Origin of the sequence: Actinokineospora enzanensis DSM 44649 (genome assembly GCF_000374445.1) — a bacterium.
GTDB lineage: Bacteria > Actinomycetota > Actinomycetes > Mycobacteriales > Pseudonocardiaceae > Actinokineospora > Actinokineospora enzanensis.
Genome location: NZ_KB894415.1, coordinates 22,915 through 39,826, shown reverse-complemented (window position 1 = coordinate 39,826; position 16,912 = coordinate 22,915). Strand labels below are relative to the sequence as shown.

General features: G+C 70.2%; 16 protein-coding genes and 2 tRNA genes. 8 read left to right on the top strand and 10 right to left on the bottom strand.

Translation table 11 applies throughout. The features are described 5' to 3' along the window. Positions 1-17 precede the first annotated feature (17 nt). Together C503_RS0116925 and C503_RS39670 are read left to right on the top strand one after the other, a co-directional pair. Complete coding sequence (locus C503_RS0116925) at positions 18-692, top strand: dienelactone hydrolase family protein (RefSeq protein WP_018683403.1); 675 nt, start codon at positions 18-20, stop codon at positions 690-692. Next, entirely contained in the window at positions 689-1,453 is a 765-nt protein-coding gene (locus C503_RS39670; RefSeq protein ID WP_018683402.1) for an ESX secretion-associated protein EspG, read from the top strand. Before C503_RS0116925 ends, C503_RS39670 begins: the two co-directional genes overlap by 4 nt. A gap of 235 nt (positions 1,454-1,688) precedes the next feature. Here the strand turns inward: C503_RS39670 and C503_RS0116915 are convergent, their stop codons facing one another. Both C503_RS0116915 and C503_RS0116910 read right to left on the bottom strand, forming a co-directional pair. After that, a complete protein-coding gene (locus C503_RS0116915; RefSeq protein ID WP_018683401.1) occupies positions 1,689-2,351 on the bottom strand; it encodes a 3-oxoacid CoA-transferase subunit B in 663 nt (220 codons plus the stop codon). Between the two features lies 1 nt (position 2,352). Next, positions 2,353-3,117 carry a CoA transferase subunit A gene (locus C503_RS0116910; RefSeq protein WP_018683400.1) on the bottom strand — a complete coding sequence of 255 codons (765 nt, stop codon included), beginning with the start codon at positions 3,115-3,117 and terminating at the stop codon, positions 2,353-2,355. A 113-nt stretch (positions 3,118-3,230) separates the two neighbouring features. On the opposite strand from C503_RS0116910, the gene C503_RS0116905 reads away from it, so the two are divergent. The 3 genes from C503_RS0116905 (at position 3,231) to C503_RS0116895 (ending at position 5,215) form a co-directional block, all read left to right on the top strand. After that, a complete protein-coding gene (locus C503_RS0116905) occupies positions 3,231-4,949 on the top strand; it encodes a phosphatidylglycerol lysyltransferase domain-containing protein (RefSeq protein ID WP_018683399.1) in 1,719 nt (572 codons plus the stop codon). 68 nt (positions 4,950-5,017) lie between these two features. After that, positions 5,018-5,107, top strand: a tRNA-Ser gene (locus tag C503_RS0116900). Positions 5,108-5,142: 35 nt separating this feature from the next. Beyond that, positions 5,143-5,215: transfer RNA gene (locus C503_RS0116895), tRNA-Arg, on the top strand. Between the two features lie 116 nt (positions 5,216-5,331). Here the strand turns inward: C503_RS0116895 and C503_RS0116890 are convergent. After that, positions 5,332-6,330 (bottom strand): isopenicillin N synthase family dioxygenase, encoded by a 999-nt coding sequence (locus C503_RS0116890; RefSeq protein ID WP_245572503.1) that lies wholly within the window; start codon positions 6,328-6,330, stop codon positions 5,332-5,334. A 24-nt stretch (positions 6,331-6,354) separates the two neighbouring features. On the opposite strand from C503_RS0116890, the gene C503_RS39665 reads away from it, so the two are divergent. Then, complete coding sequence (locus C503_RS39665) at positions 6,355-8,475, top strand: tetratricopeptide repeat protein (protein ID WP_018683397.1); 2,121 nt, start codon at positions 6,355-6,357, stop codon at positions 8,473-8,475. A gap of 43 nt (positions 8,476-8,518) precedes the next feature. Here the strand turns inward: C503_RS39665 and C503_RS39660 are convergent, their stop codons facing one another. The 4 genes from C503_RS39660 to C503_RS0116865 all read right to left on the bottom strand — a co-directional run bounded on the left by C503_RS39660 (position 8,519) and on the right by C503_RS0116865 (position 12,947). Then, on the bottom strand, positions 8,519-10,459 hold the full coding sequence (locus C503_RS39660) for a beta-N-acetylhexosaminidase (RefSeq protein ID WP_018683396.1): 1,941 nt from the start codon (positions 10,457-10,459) through the stop codon (positions 8,519-8,521). A gap of 282 nt (positions 10,460-10,741) precedes the next feature. After that, positions 10,742-11,224, bottom strand: coding sequence for a hypothetical protein (locus C503_RS39655; protein WP_156893277.1), 483 nt, complete (start codon positions 11,222-11,224; stop codon positions 10,742-10,744). Positions 11,225-11,311: 87 nt separating this feature from the next. Continuing rightward, positions 11,312-11,533, bottom strand: coding sequence for a hypothetical protein (locus C503_RS0116870; protein WP_156893276.1), 222 nt, complete (start codon positions 11,531-11,533; stop codon positions 11,312-11,314). Between the two features lie 172 nt (positions 11,534-11,705). Beyond that, positions 11,706-12,947 carry an MFS transporter gene (locus C503_RS0116865; protein ID WP_018683393.1) on the bottom strand — a complete coding sequence of 414 codons (1,242 nt, stop codon included), beginning with the start codon at positions 12,945-12,947 and terminating at the stop codon, positions 11,706-11,708. 143 nt (positions 12,948-13,090) lie between these two features. Between C503_RS0116865 and C503_RS0116860 the strand changes: the two genes are divergently transcribed. Further along, positions 13,091-13,282 (top strand): hypothetical protein, encoded by a 192-nt coding sequence (locus C503_RS0116860; RefSeq protein WP_018683392.1) that lies wholly within the window; start codon positions 13,091-13,093, stop codon positions 13,280-13,282. Between the two features lie 61 nt (positions 13,283-13,343). Here C503_RS0116860 and C503_RS0116855 read toward each other — a convergent pair whose 3' ends face one another. Beyond that, complete coding sequence (locus tag C503_RS0116855) at positions 13,344-14,945, bottom strand: ABC transporter permease (RefSeq protein WP_018683391.1); 1,602 nt, start codon at positions 14,943-14,945, stop codon at positions 13,344-13,346. Beyond that, the gene (locus C503_RS0116850) at positions 14,945-15,838 is read right to left on the bottom strand and encodes an ABC transporter ATP-binding protein (protein ID WP_018683390.1); all 894 of its coding nucleotides are present in this window, start codon (positions 15,836-15,838) and stop codon (positions 14,945-14,947) included. Before C503_RS0116850 ends, C503_RS0116855 begins: the two co-directional genes overlap by 1 nt. A gap of 82 nt (positions 15,839-15,920) precedes the next feature. Between C503_RS0116850 and C503_RS0116845 the strand changes: the two genes are divergently transcribed. Then, positions 15,921-16,415 (top strand): GbsR/MarR family transcriptional regulator, encoded by a 495-nt coding sequence (locus C503_RS0116845; protein ID WP_018683389.1) that lies wholly within the window; start codon positions 15,921-15,923, stop codon positions 16,413-16,415. Here the strand turns inward: C503_RS0116845 and C503_RS0116840 are convergent. After that, positions 16,409-16,861 (bottom strand): SRPBCC family protein, encoded by a 453-nt coding sequence (locus C503_RS0116840; RefSeq protein WP_018683388.1) that lies wholly within the window; start codon positions 16,859-16,861, stop codon positions 16,409-16,411. The genes C503_RS0116845 and C503_RS0116840 overlap by 7 nt on opposite strands. Positions 16,862-16,912 lie beyond the last annotated feature (51 nt).

The window sequence follows — 16,912 nt, the reverse complement described above, 5'->3', positions numbered from 1 at the left end:
GCATGGTTGGGTATGTCATGGCCCAGACCCGCACAGAGGACTTCCGGCTCGATGACGGCCGTGCGCTGCGCGTCACCTATGCCGAACCCGACGGGGTCACCCGCGGCGGCCTCGTCGTGCTGCACGAGGCCCGCGGCATCACCGACACGGTGACCAGGATGGTGGCCGGGCTGGCCGAGGAGGGCTGGCTGGTCGTCGTGCCGCACCTCTACGCGGGTGAGGCGGGCTCGGCCGAGGTGGGCCACGACGAGGCCCGCGACAAGCTCAGCGAGCTGTCCGGGGAGTCCGTGCTGGCCGCTACCGACATCGGCTTCGCCTGGCTGGCCCGGCACGGGCTGACGGCCGACCGCATCGGCGTGATGGGCTTCGAACTGGGCGGCGCGGTCGCCCTGGTGGTCGGCGCGAGCCGCGACATCGGCGCGGCGGTCACCGTGTCCGGTGGCGGAATCCTGGAGCCGCTGTCCGCGGGCCTGCCCGCACTCGTCGAGGTCGCAGGCGACCTCCGGGTGCCGTGGCTGGGCCTCTACCCGGAAGCGGGCGAGGCGGCCATCGGCCAGGAACAGGTGGCGAAACTCCGCGAGGCAGCGGGCACCGCCAAGGTCGCCACCGACGTCGTCCGCTACCGGTCCGACTCGGGTGCCGCCGAGGCCTGGCAGCGCGCCCTCAACTGGTTCGACGCGCACCTGCGGTGAAAGTAGCCTCCCTGACCCTGCTTGAGTTCGATCTCGTGTGGGAGTCACTCGGCCTCGCTGAACGTCCCTACCCGCTGGAGATCCCGGTCCACGGCACCACCCTCGACGACCGCGCCCGCCTGCGCACCGAGGTTGTGCAGACCCTCGCCGCCCGCGGCCTGCACGACGGCCGAGACCTGGACCGCCGCCTCGAAGACCACCTGACCCTGCTGGCCCGCAACGAGTTCAGCGTCGACGGCCTGCTCTCCATCGGTCGCCACGTCCGCGTCCTCGGCGCGGGCCGCGGCACCCGCGCCGTCTTCGCCGTCCAGACCGGCGGCCGCGTCCGCATCGGCCCCCTGGGTGGCGGCGGGATAGTCGGCGAGATCATCACCCTGCTCCCGGCCGCCGACCCCGGCCCCGGCACCGCCGTCACCCTCCCCAAATCGGTCTTCAACAACGCGGTGGACGCCTACGTCGACACCGGCTTCGGCGGCCTGGAAACGATCCTGAACCAAGCGGGCGTCAGCGGCCGCGACATGCGCACCATCGCCACCCTCGTGGAAAACTCCCGCCACGGCGGCGGCCAGGTAGCCGCCAACACCGTCGACCGCCTCGGCCGCCGAACCCGCACCGACGTCGTCAACTGGTTCGACACCACCGCGGGCCGCTACCTGGCCCTCCCCACCCACCACAACGGCACCGACTGGCTCACCCTCGCCCCCGCCGACACCCCCCGCCTCACCCAACGCCTACACACCCTCGTCGCCTCCACCCGCTGACTTTTTCACCCACCCCAGCGACAGAAGTTATCCACAGCCAAGATCCACGCCCACCATTCCAAGATCCTTTACCACCCCCACCGAGTAGAATGGCCAGCGGGGGCTCCCCCAGTGGAGCGGCGGGCTTTTTTGCGCGGCCGTCGGATTCGATCAAGGCCGCCCAGAGAAAACGCCCAGGAAAACGCGAACGGCGCGGTACCCGTCCCCGAGCACCGCGCCGCCCATTCACCCAGCCTCACCCAGCGACAGCCATCTCCACCACGTCCGCCCCCACGGTCAGCTCCGGCTCGGTCTTCTGCCGAACCTCATCCACCCCGACCCCCGGCGCCAGCTCCCGCAGCACCAGCCCCGCCGACGTCACGTCGATCACCGCCAGGTCCGTGATGATCCGCTGCGCCACCCGCAGCCCCGTGTACGGCAGCGAGCACTCGTCCACGATCTTGTACGAGCCGTCCTTCGCCACGTGCTCCATCAGCACGACCACGTGCTTGGCCCCGTGCACCAGGTCCATGGCGCCGCCCATGCCCTTGACCATCTTCCCGGGGATCATCCAGTTCGCGATGTCCCCGACCCGCGACACCTGCATCGCGCCCAGGATGGCCGCGTCGACCTTGCCGCCGCGGATCATCCCGAAGGACAGGGCGGAGTCGAAGAAGGACGCGCCGCGGCGGACGGTGACCGTCTCCTTGCCCGCGTTGATCAGGTCGGGGTCCTCGTCGCCCGCCCACGGGTACGCGCCGACGCCGAGAATGCCGTTCTCGGACTGCAGCACGATCTCCACGTCGTCCGGCACGTAGTTCGGCACCAGGGTGGGCAGGCCGATGCCCAGGTTCACGTACGAGCCGTCGGTCAGCTCCGCGGCGGCGCGGGCGGCCATCTGCTCACGGGTCAACGCCATCTCAGGCCTCCTTCGTGCGGACGGTGCGGCGCTCGATGCGCTTCTCGGCGGCCTGCTCCGGGGTGAGCGCGACAACGCGCTGCACGAAGATGCCCGGCAGGTGGATCTCGCCGGGGGCCAGCTCGCCCGGTTCGACCAGCTCCTCCACCTCGGCGATGCTGACCTTGCCCGCCATCGCGCAGAGCGGGTTGAAGTTCTGCGCGGAGTCGCGGAACACGAGGTTGCCGTGCCGGTCGCCCTTCCACGCGCGGACCAGCCCGAAGTCGGTCACGATCGCCTGTTCGAGGACGTAGTCCAGGCCGTCGAACTGGCGGACCTCCTTGGCCGGGGAGGCCACCGCCACGTTGCCCGCGTCGTCGTAGCGCCACGGCACGCCGCCGTCGGCGACCTGGGTGCCGACGCCGGTGCGGGTGTAGAAGGCGGGGATGCCGGAGCCGCCCGCGCGCAGCCGTTCGGCCAGCGTGCCCTGCGGGGTCAGCTCCACCTCCAGCTCGCCGGAGAGGTACTGGCGGGCGAACTCCTTGTTCTCCCCCACGTAGGAGCTGGTCATCCGGACGATGCGCTTCTCACGCAGCAGCAGGCCAAGGCCCCAGTCGTCGACGCCGCAGTTGTTGGACGTCACCGACAGGCCGGTCACCCCCTTGGCGAGCAGTGCCTGGATCAGCACGCTCGGGATGCCGCAGAGGCCGAACCCGCCGACGGCCAGGCTCGCGTTGTCCGGGATGTCGGCAACCGCTTCGGCCGCGCTCGGGACGACTTTGTCCATGTGCCCCTCCTTCTGGGTGTGGCGCAGCCGACTCTAGCGGGGACAACGGGTGGATCGATGTGTTCGAAATCGCCACGAATCGCCGCGTTAGGTCGGGCGTGGACACTGGTGCCGTGCGCGAAGTAGGGGAGAGCAGGCGCTGGCTGCCCAGCGATGAGTCCACGGTCCGGTTGCTGACCTGGTCGGCCCGGCTGGTCGGACTGTTGGCGGTGATGTCCGTCGTGCTGCCCGCTGGCCGCAGGCACCTGCGGGACGCGGTGAGCGGCTGGCTCGACCTGCCCACCGAGGCGACAGTCGCGGCCGGGGTGGCGGTGCTGGCCAGCGGCGTGATGCTGATCATGCTGGCCACCGCGTTGCGCAGGCGCAAGCGCCGGGCCTGGCAGGTCGCGGTGGTGGTCACCGGGCTGATCGCGGTGGCGCACCTTGGCTGGCGGCACGGCATCGGGTCGGGCCTGACCGCGCTCATCCTGTGCGGGGCGCTGGTGCTCACCCGCAAGCACTTCCGGGCCAAGGCCGACCCGGTGCACGGCAAGTGGCGCGCCCTGCGGGTCGCGATCCAGCTGCTGGTCGCCGGGGTCGTGGCCAACTCCGTGCTGCTGCTGACCGCCCCGGCCAGGCTGTCCGGTCACCCTGGCGTCGGCGACTCGCTGCTGCACTCGGTGCTCGCCCTGGTCGGCATCACCGGCCCGGTCCAGCCGACACTCTGGCTCGACGACCTGACCGCCGCGATCGGCCTGGTCTTCGGCATCGGTGCCCTCCTGCTGGGCGGCTACTACCTGCTGCGCTCCGCCGAACCGAAACCCAGCCTGGACGCCGAGGCCGAGGCACGGCTGCGCGAACTGCTGGTCAAGCACGGCGCCGACGACTCCCTTGGCTACTTCGCGCTGCGCCGGGACAAGTCGGTGGTGTTCTCCGCGTCCGGCAAGGCGGCGGTCGGCTTCCGCGTCCTCGCGGGCGTCGCCCTCGCCTCCGGCGACCCGCTCGGCGACATCGAGGCCTGGCCGGGCGCCATCGAGGTCTTCCTGACCGAGTGCCGCGACCACGGCTGGGTCCCGGCCGTCATCGGCTGCTCCGAACGCGGCGCCACGGTATGGCTGCGCTACGGCCTGGACGCCATCGAGCTCGGCGACGAGGCCATCGTGGACGTCCCCACCTTCAGCCTGGACGGCCGAGCCATGCGCGGCGTCCGCCAGGCCGTCGCCAAACTCCACCGTGCGGGCTACAGCGTCCGCGTCCGCCGCTCCGTGGACCTGCCGGACGACGAACGCGAATCCCTCGCCACCCTGGCCGAACACTGGCGCGGCACCGAGACCGAACGCGGCTTCTCGATGGCCCTCTCCCGCCTCGCGGGTCCCGACGACCCGGACTGCGTCGTGGTGACCGCGGAACGGGAGGGCGAGGTCAGCGGCCTACTCCAGTTCGTCCCCTGGGGCCCCGAGGGCCTCTCCCTCGACCTCATGCGCCGCGACCGCGCCATCGGCGACAACGGCCTCAACGAACTGATGATCGCCGAGTTCCTCACCACCTGCCGCTCCCTGGGCGTCGACCGCGTCTCCCTCAACTTCGCCGCCTTCCGCGCCGCCCTGGAACGCGGCGCCCGCATCGGCGCGGGTCCCATCGCCCGCCTCTGGGCCCGCGCCCTGCGCCTGGGTTCGCGCTGGTGGCAGATCGAGACCCTCTACCGGTTCAACGCCAAGTTCGGCCCCAGCTGGAACCCCCGCTTCCTGCTGTTCCCCGCCGTCCGAGACCTTCCCCGGGTCGCCCTCGCCGCCATGGAGGCGGAAGGCTTCGGAGGCCGCCCACCAGCACTTTTGCGTGCCCTCCGCCGCTAACAGGGGGGCGTTTTGCCTCCACAGCGACCGCCTGTGTACTCTTACCTCCCGAGCGGCCTGGGGCCCCGGGAGGCTTCGCCTAGTCTGGTCTATGGCGCCGCACTGCTAATGCGGTTGGGGTTCAAAGCCCCTCCCGGGTTCAAATCCCGGAGCCTCCGCTGTACATCCGGCCCGCCGGGTGACAACTAAACATGCGCCCGTAGCTCAACGGATAGAGCATCTGACTACGGATCAGAAGGTTAGGGGTTCGAATCCCTTCGGGCGCGCACCGGGAAATCCGCCGCGAGAGCACTCGCGGCGGATTTCTCCTTCAACTCCCATGAACACGAACGGCGCGGCATCCGCGCACGTCCGCGGGCAGGCCGCCCGACTCGAAGCCGAGTCAGCTGGTGTTCGTGAGGTCGGGCCACCAGCGTCGGGCTACGGGTGGGTGGGAGCGGAGCCAGCCGATGAGGGCGTTTTCGCCGTAGGTGGCGAGGAGTGGGTTGGCTTCGTCCTGGGTGATGCCTCTGGCGTGGGTGGCCAGTTCCTCCGGTAGGTGGAGTGGGGTGATGACCGCGTCGAGGCGGGGGGAGAGGAAGAACGGGATGGAGATTCGGTCGGTGCCCGGGGGCGGGGTCTGGACGCGGTGGGGGGTGGCGGTGAGGTAGCCGTTGGTGGCTATTTCGAGCATTTCGCCGATGTTCACCACGAAGGTGCCCGGGATGGGAGTGGCGTCGATCCAGGTGCCGGTGGGGGATTGGACCTGGAGGCCGCCGATGGTGTCCTGTTGGAGCAGGGCGAGGTAGCCGTAGTCCTTGTGCGCGCCGACGCCTTGGAGGGAGTCTGCTGTGCCGGGGTAGTGGACTATTTTCAAGTGATGGGCGGCTTCGTCGTCGAACCATTCGTTGAAATAGGTTTCGGGTTGGTTCAGGGACGCGGCCAGGGCGCGGAGGATTTCGAGGCTGGTGCGGAGTAGTTCGGCCTGCCAGGCGAGGGTGGTCGCGCGGAGGTCCGGGAAGGCGGCAGGCCACTGGTTGGGGCCGATGAGGCGTAGCCAGACCGGGTCATCGGGGCCGGTCTGGACGGGGACGCGTTCGGGTCCGACGTCCAGTTGTTCGCGCCAGTCGGGGGTGCCGCCGGTGTGTTCCTGGCCGGTTCGGGTGTAGCCGCGGAATTGGGGGGAGTGGATGTTCTCGATGGCGAGCCGGTCGGCCAGGGGGAGGGCGAAGAAACGGCGGGCGGCGGTGAACATCTCCGACATCAGCGATTCCGGGACGCCGTGGCCGGTCACATAGAAGAAGCCGATCTCGTGGGCCGCGTGGCGGAGATCGGTCAGGAACCGGGCGCGGTCGGTGCGGAACCGGGTGAGGTCCAGCAGCGGCAGACTCTGGGTGACCACGGTCACCCACGGTAGGACCCCGGGGTGGGGTTCGACAACCACGCCCACACCGTGGACAGTGGGGCGGTGGTGGACGCCGGGAACCGGGTCGACGGGGTGGTCGTCGGGTCGGTGGTGCAGGCGGACTCGGTGCACGTGCACCTGCCCGGCGGGTGGGCGCGGCCCCGGCAGCTGCCCCTGCCGCCCAATCCGTTCCATGGGCGCGAGAACGAGCTGGCCGCGCTGGACCAGGCTCTGGCCGAGACCGCGGGTGCCATGCCGATCGCGGTGGTGAGCGGGGCCGGGGGAATCGGCAAGAGCTGGCTTGCGGCCCGGTGGGCGCACCGGAACGTCGACCGGTTCCCGGACGGGCAGCTACACGTCGACCTGCTCGGGTTCGACGCGCGGGGCAAACCCATGGATGTCGCGGTCGCCCTGCGCGGGTTCCTGACCGCGCTGGGCGTGTCGCCCGCGTTCCTGCCGGGGGAGGATCACGCGCAGGCTCCCCTGTACCGGAGCTTGCTCGCGGACCGGCGTGTGCTGGTGGTGTTGGACAACGCTGCCTCCGTAGACCAGGTCCTACCGCTGCTACCTGGCTCGGACAGCTGCGCGGTACTCATCACTAGCCGATTAGCGTTAGGTGAACTGGTCAGTACCTGCGGTGCGCGGCCGGTGTTGTTGGACGTCCTGTCCGACGACGAATCCGATGCATTGCTCAACATGCGTGTGGGTTCCCGCCGGGTGACGGCCGAGCCGGACGCCGCGCGGCGGTTGGCGGAGACTTGTGGTGGATTCCCGCTGGCGTTGAGCGTGGTGGCGGGGCGTGCCGTGAGCGAGCCGCAGCTGCGGTTGGCGGAGTTGGCCGACGAGCTTCGCGATACCGGCATGAACGCGGTGCTCGACCTGTCCTACCGCGCGCTCGCTCCCGACCAGGCCCGGTTGTTCGGCCTGCTCGGCCTCCTGTCCAGCTCCGAGGTCAGCCTCTCGGCGGTGGCCGCTCTGCTCGGGGCGAGCGACCACGACGCTCGGGTCGCGCTCGGTGGGCTGGTGCGTTCCTCTCTGCTGACCCGCACGCGCGGAGACCGGTATCGGATGCACGACCTGGTCTTCGACTTCGCTCGTGAGCGGGGCACTGCGGAGATCACCATGCCGGAGTGGCAGCCCGCGATGCGCCGGGTGCTCGACTTCTACGTGCACACCGCCCTGGCCGGGTACCGCCTGCTGGAACCATTCGGCGTGGCCGTCGACCCGGGTCGGCTGGTTGCCGGGGTGCGCCCGGGGCGGTTCGAGTCGCACACCGTGGTACTGGCCTGGTTCGCGGATGAGCAGCGGTGCTTGTGGACAGTGGAGATGTATGCGGCACCCTGCGTCCGGCTCGACGCGCTCTGGCAGGTGGCCGTGGCGTTGAACGCGTTCCACAACAGGAGCGGCATGGTCGTCGAGAACCTTCTCCAATGGACAGTCACCCTGGCGGGCGTCGGCGACACTGCCGCACCCGCCGCGCGCGCCCTCATTCACCGCTACCTCGGCGACGCCCACCTGCGGGTCGGTGACATGGATGAGGCGGGGGAACACCTTGAGCTGGCTCTCGACTTGGCCGCGAAGATCGGCGACGAGGTGGCCCAGGGGCACACCCACCGGATGATCTCCGTGTTCCACGAGCTGCGCGATGACGTCGATTCCGCGCTGAAGCACGCCGTCGACGCGCTCGCGCACTTCGAGGCGGTGGATGATCCGGTGTGGAAGGCCGACACGTACTCCGCGATCGGGTGGTGCCTGGCCCGTCGCGGCGACTTCGCCCTGGCCGATGTCCACTGCCGCCTGGCCCTGAAGGTCAACGGCAATCGGTACCCGCCCTGCGCGGCGGACGCGCTCGACACCCTCGGCTACATCGCGCACCACCGAGCCCGCTGGGACGAGGCACTCACCCGCTACCGCGATGCCCTTGCCCAATACCGGGACCTGGACGACCTGCTGCACGTACCCGACACGGCGGACCGTCTCGGAAACACACTGTGCGAACTGGGAAGGACGGCTGAGGCGATCGCGGCATGGCGCGAGTCGCTGGAGATCTACCGTGCCCAGCAACGAGTGAAGGACGTGGCGCGGTTGGAGCGGAAGTTGGGCGACGCCTCGTCCGACTCCTGGCCGTACCGACGTCGTTAGGCGATCTTGAACAGCCCCCGCCGGGCGGCGGGGGCTGTCACAGTCAGTGTTTGTCGACGTGGACGGTGAAATCCGTTGAGGTGTCGCCGGTCGGGGTTGTCACCGTGACCGTGCCCCGATAGGTGCCCGAATGGGCGTAGCGGTGTTCGGGAGTCGTGATCCGCCACAGACCGGGTGCGTTGAGTGGACCCGCGAGCCGGTCGGCCGCGACCGTCCCGGTGGCGGTGGTGCCGTCGCCGAAGTCGATTCGGGCGGTGGGGGTAGTGGCGGACGGGGCGGTGAAGGTGCCGATCTCACCCTTGAGCACGCGGGCGCGCCCGGACCGGGCGGTGATCTCCGTGGTCCAGTGCACGGCCGGGCTCGGGCGGAAATTGACGCCCGCGATGGTCAGCCTGCTGCCCAGGTGGGCCAGCCTGTCGGTGAAGTCGGCCAGGTTCTTGGCCGCGCGCGGGCTCCAGGCGATCTCGGCGAGCGAGACCAGGCGCGGGTAGGTCAGCCACTGGGCCTGGGACAGGCCGCGGATCGTCTCCGACCACAGTGGACCGCAGACACCCAGGACGTCCGACTCGGCGAGGCCGTCGCGGACCGGCTCCCAGTCGTAGTAGCGGTCGAAGTCGCAGGCGTCGCGGCAGGCCCAGTTGAGGCCGATGGGCGTGGCCGCATCGTACTTCTGGTCGAGGTACGAGGTGCCTGCCGGGGACATCACGACCTTGGCACCGCGGGAGACCTGGTGCAGGACCTGTTCCAGCGAGGCGGCGCGCCAGAACTGCACGACCGCGCCCGGCGGCAGGTCGGCGGCCGCGATCTCGTTCCAGCCCATCGGGGTCTTGCCCAGCTCGGCCACCAGCGGCAGCACCCGCTGCACGTAGTCCACGTAGTTCTGGTGCCCGGTGGCCGCGGCCTCGTCGCCGCCGATGTGCAGGTATGGGCCCGGGGTCAGGGCGGCGACCTGGGTCAGCACGGTGCGCAGGAACTCGTAGGTCACCGGGGAGGTGGTGTCCAGCGTCGAGTACCCGACGTTCGCCGTGTTGTTCATCGGCTTGGCGACGCCGTCCGGGTTCAACCGCGGGATCGAGGCCAGCGCGGCGTTGGTGTGGCCGGGCGTGTCGATCTCCGGCACCACCGTGACGAACCGGGACTTCGCGTAGGCCACGATGTCCGCGTAGTCGCCCTGGGTGTAGTAGCCGCGGATCGCCGGACCGGTGCCCAGCGGGGTGCCGTTGCCGAGCTGGTCGGAACCGCCGAGCGAGCCGACCCGGATGAGCGCGCCGTAGTCCAGCCCGGACGGGTTCGCCGCGGGCTGGTCGATGGCCAGTCGCCAGGCCTGGTCGTCGGTCAGGTGCAGGTGCAAGATGTTGATCTTGAACCGCACCGCGTCGTCCAGGTACCGCTCGATCTCGGGCACGGTCAGGTAGCTGCGCGCGACGTCCAGCATGACGCCGCGGTAGGCGAACCTCGGGTAGTCGGCGACCGTCACCGCCTGGACCCGCCACGGACCGTCTACCCGGGTGGGACTCTCCACCCAGGCGGGCAGCAGCTGGCGCAGCGTCTGCACGCCGAGGAACAGTCCCGCGGGCGTGTCGGCGGAGATCGTGGCCCGGTCCCCGTCGGTGACCAACCGGTACCCCTCGTCCGCGTGCCCGGCAGGTGCCTTGCCGGGGCCGAGGTCGAGCACGATGTCACCGCGCCGCGGCGGGTGCGAGCTGACCGGCAGTCGGTAGCCGGTGGCCGGACGCAGCAGCGCGGCCAGGTAGTCGGCGACCGGGCGGGCGGCACCGCGGGCGATCACGCGCGCGTCCTCGGCGAGCGTGAACGGTGTCCGACCGCTGGTGGTCCCGGATACCGGGCGCGGCAACAGCCGCTCCACCCCTGGCAACGCGTTCGCTGCCGCCGTCACGGGCGCGGCCGCCGACGGAATGGTGAAGGTGGCCGCCGCCGTCAGCAGCGCGCTAATGATCGCGACCGTGCGTAAGGTCCGGCGCATGGGCCCTCCCGGCAAGTCGGACAATATGGTCCAGACCATAGGAAGATTGGCCGTGCCCCGTCAATCACGCGGTTGGCCCAGGTTTTCAGTTGTGGTGGACCACTTTCGTGGTCGTCAAGTATTTCCCATTCTCCTCCGGTGAACTGGGAATTCATTGGAGCACACGAGGAAAGCGCGAGTGGCGGCCGGTGTGCGCGGGAATCCGTCACAGTATTAGTAATATTCTCGGCGGGCGAGCCGGATCCCGCCGCGCCCGTGGGTACGGACGCGACGGGCAAACGATCAGGAGGCGATCACCGCATCACCGCCCACCAGCTCGGCCGTCGCCGCGGTGAGCAGCCTGCCCGCCACGTCCGGATCGCAACCCACGCGCGGTAGTCGGGCCCGGATGGCGGCCGGGCTGCGCAGTCGTTCGCCTGCCAGCGCGCGGATGACCTCGCCTGCCGGGGCGCTCGCCGGTCGGGCCAGCCACGCCTCGCGCAGCGCGCCGTCCTGCTCGGCGGTCCAGCGTTGGTTGGCGTTGCCGGTGAACCTGCGCGCCCGCCTGCCCTCGAAGTGCGAGATCGCGTCCAGGGCCTCGCGCAGCAGCCGGGCGGTCTCGGCGGCCCCGCCGGGTGGCAGGCTCAGCGCCCCCTCCGCGACGAGGGTGCCCGTATGGTCGTGTCCCGCCAGGTCGAGGCCCAGGTCACCGTCGTCGTTCGCGGTGACGGTCAGGGCGTAGCTGATGTCGTGGCGCTTGCTCGTGTACTCCAGGTTGAATCCCATGGCGGCCACGCTAGGTGGTCGGCCGGGTACCGTGCCGGAAGTTGTCCACAGGCCCGGTTCGGGCTCTTGTGCTCGGTCAGCCTGCGCTCAGTCGGACCTGCGCTCGCGCCCCGCCCGGTGCGGCTCGCCGGTCCGGGCCGCGGCGCGCGGCGCGGGGATCTCCTCGAACTCGTCGTCGAACTCCGCCGGTCCAGTGCGCTCCCGTTCCTCGCGGAGGATCGTATTCAGGGTCGTGTTGGCGCGGCGCAGCCGCCAGACGATGAACGCCCCGGCGAGCACCGCGGTCACTATCCACAGTGCGGTAGCCATCGGATCACTCCGCATCAGCCGTTGCCAACCCGCTTGGCTGGATACCCCACAGGCTCTCATTTCACACACCAGAGCGCAGCCGGGCGTCGAACATTGGCCACCTGGCCGAGTGGAATCCGCTCCAACGGAGCAATCCATCGACGGGCGGTGAGCACAAATGTCCCCCGATCGGTTAGTTTTGCGCCTCGGAGGCAACCCTCTCCTGGGTGGTCGGATGGGACCGCTCCCGCCGCGCGGGCAGGGTTTCCCGCGCGGGCAGCCACACCAGCGCCGCTACCGCCGCCAACCCGCCGGTCACCGCGAACGCCCAGCCGAAGGTCAGCCGGTCGGCCAGCAGGCCCGCGGCCAGCGGCCCCACGATGGCGCCGACGTCCGCGGCCATCTGAAACACCGCCAGCACCTGTCCACCTCGGGCAGTGCCGATGACATCGGCCACCGCGGCCTGCTGCGGCGGGGTCAGCAACCCCGTGCCCAGTCCGGCCACGACGGTGGCGACCAGGAACTCCGGCACCGTCCCGGCCAGACCGAACCAGATCGTGCCTGCCGAGGACACCCCTAATCCCATCAGGATCAGGGGTTTGCGTCCCCACCGATCGGACAACCGGCCGGAAACCAGCAGCATCAGCACATTGCCCGCGGCGAACACCGCCAGCGCCGTGCCCGCGAACTCCGGTTTGCGGTGCAGGACCTCGGTCACGAACAGCGGCACCAGCGAGACCCGCACCCCGTACACGGCCCAGCCGGTGCTGAAATTGGACACCAGCGCCGCCCGGTAGCCGCTGTCCCGCAAGGCATCGCGCAGCGGCGCGACGGCGGTCCCGTCCGAACCGGTCGTGGTGATCAATGTCGACCGGCGCAGCAGCAGCCATACCAGGCCGATCGCGACCACCAGGGCCACCGCGTAGACCAGGAACGGGGCCCGGAACGAGATCTTGACCAGGCCACCGCCGACCAGCGGGCCCGCCACTGTGCCAAGCAGGAAGCTGGTGCCCCACAGGCCGGACGCGCGGCCGCGCAGGTGCTGCGGGGTGAGGTGGATCAGCAGCGCGATGCCGGAGACGGTGAACATCGTGGACCCAATGCCGCCCACCGCGCGCAGGGCCACCAGGTGCCAGTACGCGCCTGCCAGCGCGCAGCCACCCGTGGTGACCGCGACGATGCCCAGGCCGATCAGGTACACCCGGCGCTCACCGAGTCGGGTGACGAGCCTGCCACTGAGCGGGGCGAACACCAGTCGGCTGAACGCGAACGCGCTGACCACCACGGACGCCGCCGCCACGCCGACGTCGAAGCTCCGCGCGAAGCCCGGCAGCGCGGGCGCGACCAGGCCGAACCCGACCGCGATGACGAAGTTCGCGGCGACGATCACCCATACCTCGCGGGGCAGCGAGCCCGCCCCCGGTCCGCTCGCCATTCCGCCGTCCCCCCGAGATCGCCGACGCTTAGCCATGCGAACTATAGGCGAGATGTCCCTAAAGGGTTAATAGGCGACCCGGGTGGGGCAAGACCGACTTTCGGGGGTACCTGGCAGGAGGTCACCCAGGAGAGAAGGAACCCATGTCCGAACCACTCGACACGGTCGAGGTCATCGCCCTGCTCGCCAAGCTCGCCGAGGCCGAGCGGGACGCCCGCGAGCTGGCCACCGCCGAGCCCTACCGGGAGGGCCAGGCCGCCGGGCTGGAGCTGGCCCAGCGCATCGTCCGGGAGCTGGCTGGACTGCCGGTGGAGGCGGACTCCGGTCGCGTCTGAAGCCGTTAGCCGAGGAGGCCCGGACGCCCCCTGGTCGCCCGGGCCTCCGTCACCCCCAGTATCACCCCAGGTCGCGGCGGCGGAACCCCGCCAACCCGGCGGCCACGCCGAGCGCGGCAACACCGGTCAGCCAGAACAGCGGCGTGGCCGTGAAGGGCGTGCCCGCCTGCAGCTTGGGCACGTGCACGAACGGCGAGATGTCCAGGATGGCCTGCGCGAGCCCGAGCACCGGCCCGTAAAGGGCGATCACCAGGAAGACCCCCATCACCGCCCACGACGCGGGCACGGACACCTGCGGCAGCAACCCGAACAGCAGCGCGGCCACGCCTGTCAGCACCCACACGGCAGGCAGTTCCACGACGGCCGCGTCGAGCATGTGCCCCAGTTGGTGTCCGAGGTCGCCCGCGTGCATGGCGTTGCCCAGGCCCGCGGCCAATCCGGCCACGGCCAGCAGCACGGCCGGACCGAGCACCGTGAACACCAGGTGACTGGCCACCCAGCCGGTCCGGCTCACACCGGTGGCCAGTACGGGCTCGGCACGACCACCGGTCTCCTCGGACCGCATGCGCAGCGTGGCCTGCACCGCGTAGACGCCCGCGAGCATGCCGAACAGGCCGATGATCGCGGACAGGTAGGCATCGACCAGGCCCTGCGTGCCGCCCATCCGGGCGAGGATGTCCCGCACCTGCTGGCTGTCGCCGACCAGGCCGCCGATGCCGTCGGCGAGTGAGCCGAACACCACGCCCAGCACCACCATGCCCGCGGTCCAGCCGAGCAGCGAGCCGCGGTGCAGGCGCCACGCCAGTCCCAGCGGTGAGGCAAGTGAGCCGGGCGCGGCGGCCGGTCCGGGTTTCGCCGGGAAGAGGCCCGCGCCGAGGTCGCGCCGGGGGACCAGTCGGAAGGCGATGGTCGCGATGGCGGCGGCAATGACCACTGCCATGGGGAACACCCACCACTTGTCCGCCACGAACGGCTTTGCCTGCTGTGGCCAGGCCAGTGGGGACAACCAGGACACCCAGTGCGCTGACGGTGTCGAGTCGCCGAGCGCGCGCAGTAGGAACGCCACGCCCAACGCGGCGGTAGCGAAACCATTGGCGGATCGCGAGTACTCGGTCAGCTGCGCTGTCACCCCCGAGATAGCGGTGAACACCAGACCGGTGGCCGCCGCTCCCAGACCGAACGTGACAGATCCCGCCACCGGTAGACCGTTGCCCAGCATCACCAGGGTCGACAGCAGACCAACCGCGACACTCGCGCCGCCCGCCACCAACAAACCTGACGTGAGCGCGGCATACCTACCTACTACGGCGGAGCCCAACAACTCCAACCGTCCACTGTCCTCTTCCGCCCGCGTGTGCCGCGTGACAGTGAAGATGGCCATGAGCGCGACGAACAACGCGAGGAAAGACCCGTAGCGCCAGGCAATCCAGCCGCCGGTGGTCGTCAGGTCGTAGGCAGGGCCATAGAGGACCGCAGCGGACGCATTGGTCGCCGAACCCGCATTGAGTGTGATCCGGTCGGCCATCGTCGGGTAGAGCTGCTCGTACGCCTTGGCCGTGGAACCCGGGATCACGCCGAGCAGCACGATCCAGATGGGCAGGATGATCCGGTCCCGGCGAAGAGCGAGTCGGACAAGTGGACCGGTGCCGGTGATACCGGTCATCACGACGCCGCCTCTTCCTGGTAATGCCGCAGGAACAGCTCCTCCAGCGTCGGCGGCTGGCTGGTCAAAGACCGGACCCCGGACTGGCTCAACGCGCGGAGCGCCGAGTCGAGTTCACGCGTGTCGACGTCGAAGCGCACCCGGTTGCCCTCGACCTTCAGGTCGTGCACGCCAGACAGGTCCGTGATCCCATTAGGCGGTCCGGCCAGTTCGGCCGCAATGCTCGTGCGGGTCAGGTGGCGCAGCTCGGCGAGCGTGCCGGTCTCCACCGTGCGGCCCGTGCGGATGATGCTGACGCGGTCGCAGAGGGTCTCCACCTCGGCGAGGATGTGGCTGGACAGCAGCACTGTCCGCCCGCGCTCGCGTTCCTCGCGCACGCATTCCTGGAACACCGACTCCATCAACGGGTCCAGTCCGGAGGTGGGCTCGTCCATGATCAGCAGTTCCACGTCCGAGGCCAGCGCGGCGACCAGGGCGACCTTCTGCCGGTTGCCCTTGGAGTAGGTGCGGCCTTTCTTGCGTGGGTCGAGGTCGAAGCGTTCCAGCAGGTCGGCCCGCCGCCGCTGGTCCAGGCCGCCGCGCAGCCTGCCGAGCAGGTCGATCACCTCGCCGCCGGAGAGGGTGGGCCACAGCGAGACGTCGCCGGGCACGTAGGCGAGGCGGCGGTGCAGTGCCGTCGCGTCCCGCCAGGGGTCGCCGCCGAGCAGGGTGGCGCTGCCGGAGTCGGCGCGCATCAGCCCGAGCAGCACCCGGATGGTGGTGGACTTGCCCGCCCCGTTGGGGCCGAGGAAGCCGTGGACCTCCCCGGTCCGCACCGTCAGGTCGAGACCGTCCAGCGCACGGGTCCGGCCGAAGGTCTTGACCAGGCCGGACACCGAGATTGCGGTTGTCATGGTTCAGAACGTACTCTTGCTTCACAATTTTGTGAACGTTCTAGTCGGGCTAATATTGTGAGGTAGATCGGAAGGGTGGCAGGTGGCGCAGAGACCAGACGAGGCCGACGACCGGGTGGCGCACTACGTGGAGCGGTTCGCGCTGCTTATGTCCGAGGCGGGAGTGCCGAGGATGCCCGCGCGGGTGTTCAGCGCCCTGATGGCGACCGACACGGGCAAGCTGACCGCCACCGAGCTGGCGGTGGTGCTGCAGGTCAGCCCCGCCGCCATCTCCGGGGCGGTGCGCTACCTCGACCAGGTCGGGATGATCAACAAGGGCCGCGATCCCGGCAACCGGCGGGACCACTACGCGGTGTCCCAGGACGCCTGGTTCGAGGCGATCACCAAGCGGGACAAGATGCTCGTGCTCTGGGCCGAGGCCGCGGCCGAGGGCGCCGAGACGGTCGGCCGGGACACCCCGGCCGGGCAGCGCCTGCTGCGCTCCCAGCGGTTCTTCCTGTTCCTGCTCGGCGAGGTCGACGGCCTGCTGCAGCGCTGGCAGGCCGAGGAGGCGCGGTACGCCGCCGAGACTCAGTGATCGGCGGCCTGGACCAGCCGCTTGGCCAGGTCCTGGACCAATGTGCGCAGACCGGCGCGGAACACCGGACCGGTACCGGGCACGCGCTCCACGAAGCTGCACCGCCACACCAGGTCGGTACCGCCGCCGTCGCGCGGGATGAACCGGATCTCGCCCTGGTAGTCCTTCACCGGTGAAGAAGACCGCAGGCGGTAGACGTGCCTGCGGTCCTGCTCGAACTCCACGGTCTCCTCGCGCAGGACCAGCGGCTTGCGGACCAGGACCCGCACCGCGCCCACCCCACCCGGCGCGGGGTCGCCCTCGCGCTCCAGGTACGCGTCGGAGATCACCGGGCGGGCCCACTCCACCCACCGGCTGCCATCGCTGACCATCGCGAACAGCCGGGTCGCCGAGGCGCTGCTGCTCGCGGTGATCTCGAAGGCGAAGGTGCGCTGGCGTTGGACCACTGGTGGCCTCCGGGGCTCGCGGGCTGTGGATGGCTGTCATGGTTCCACCCC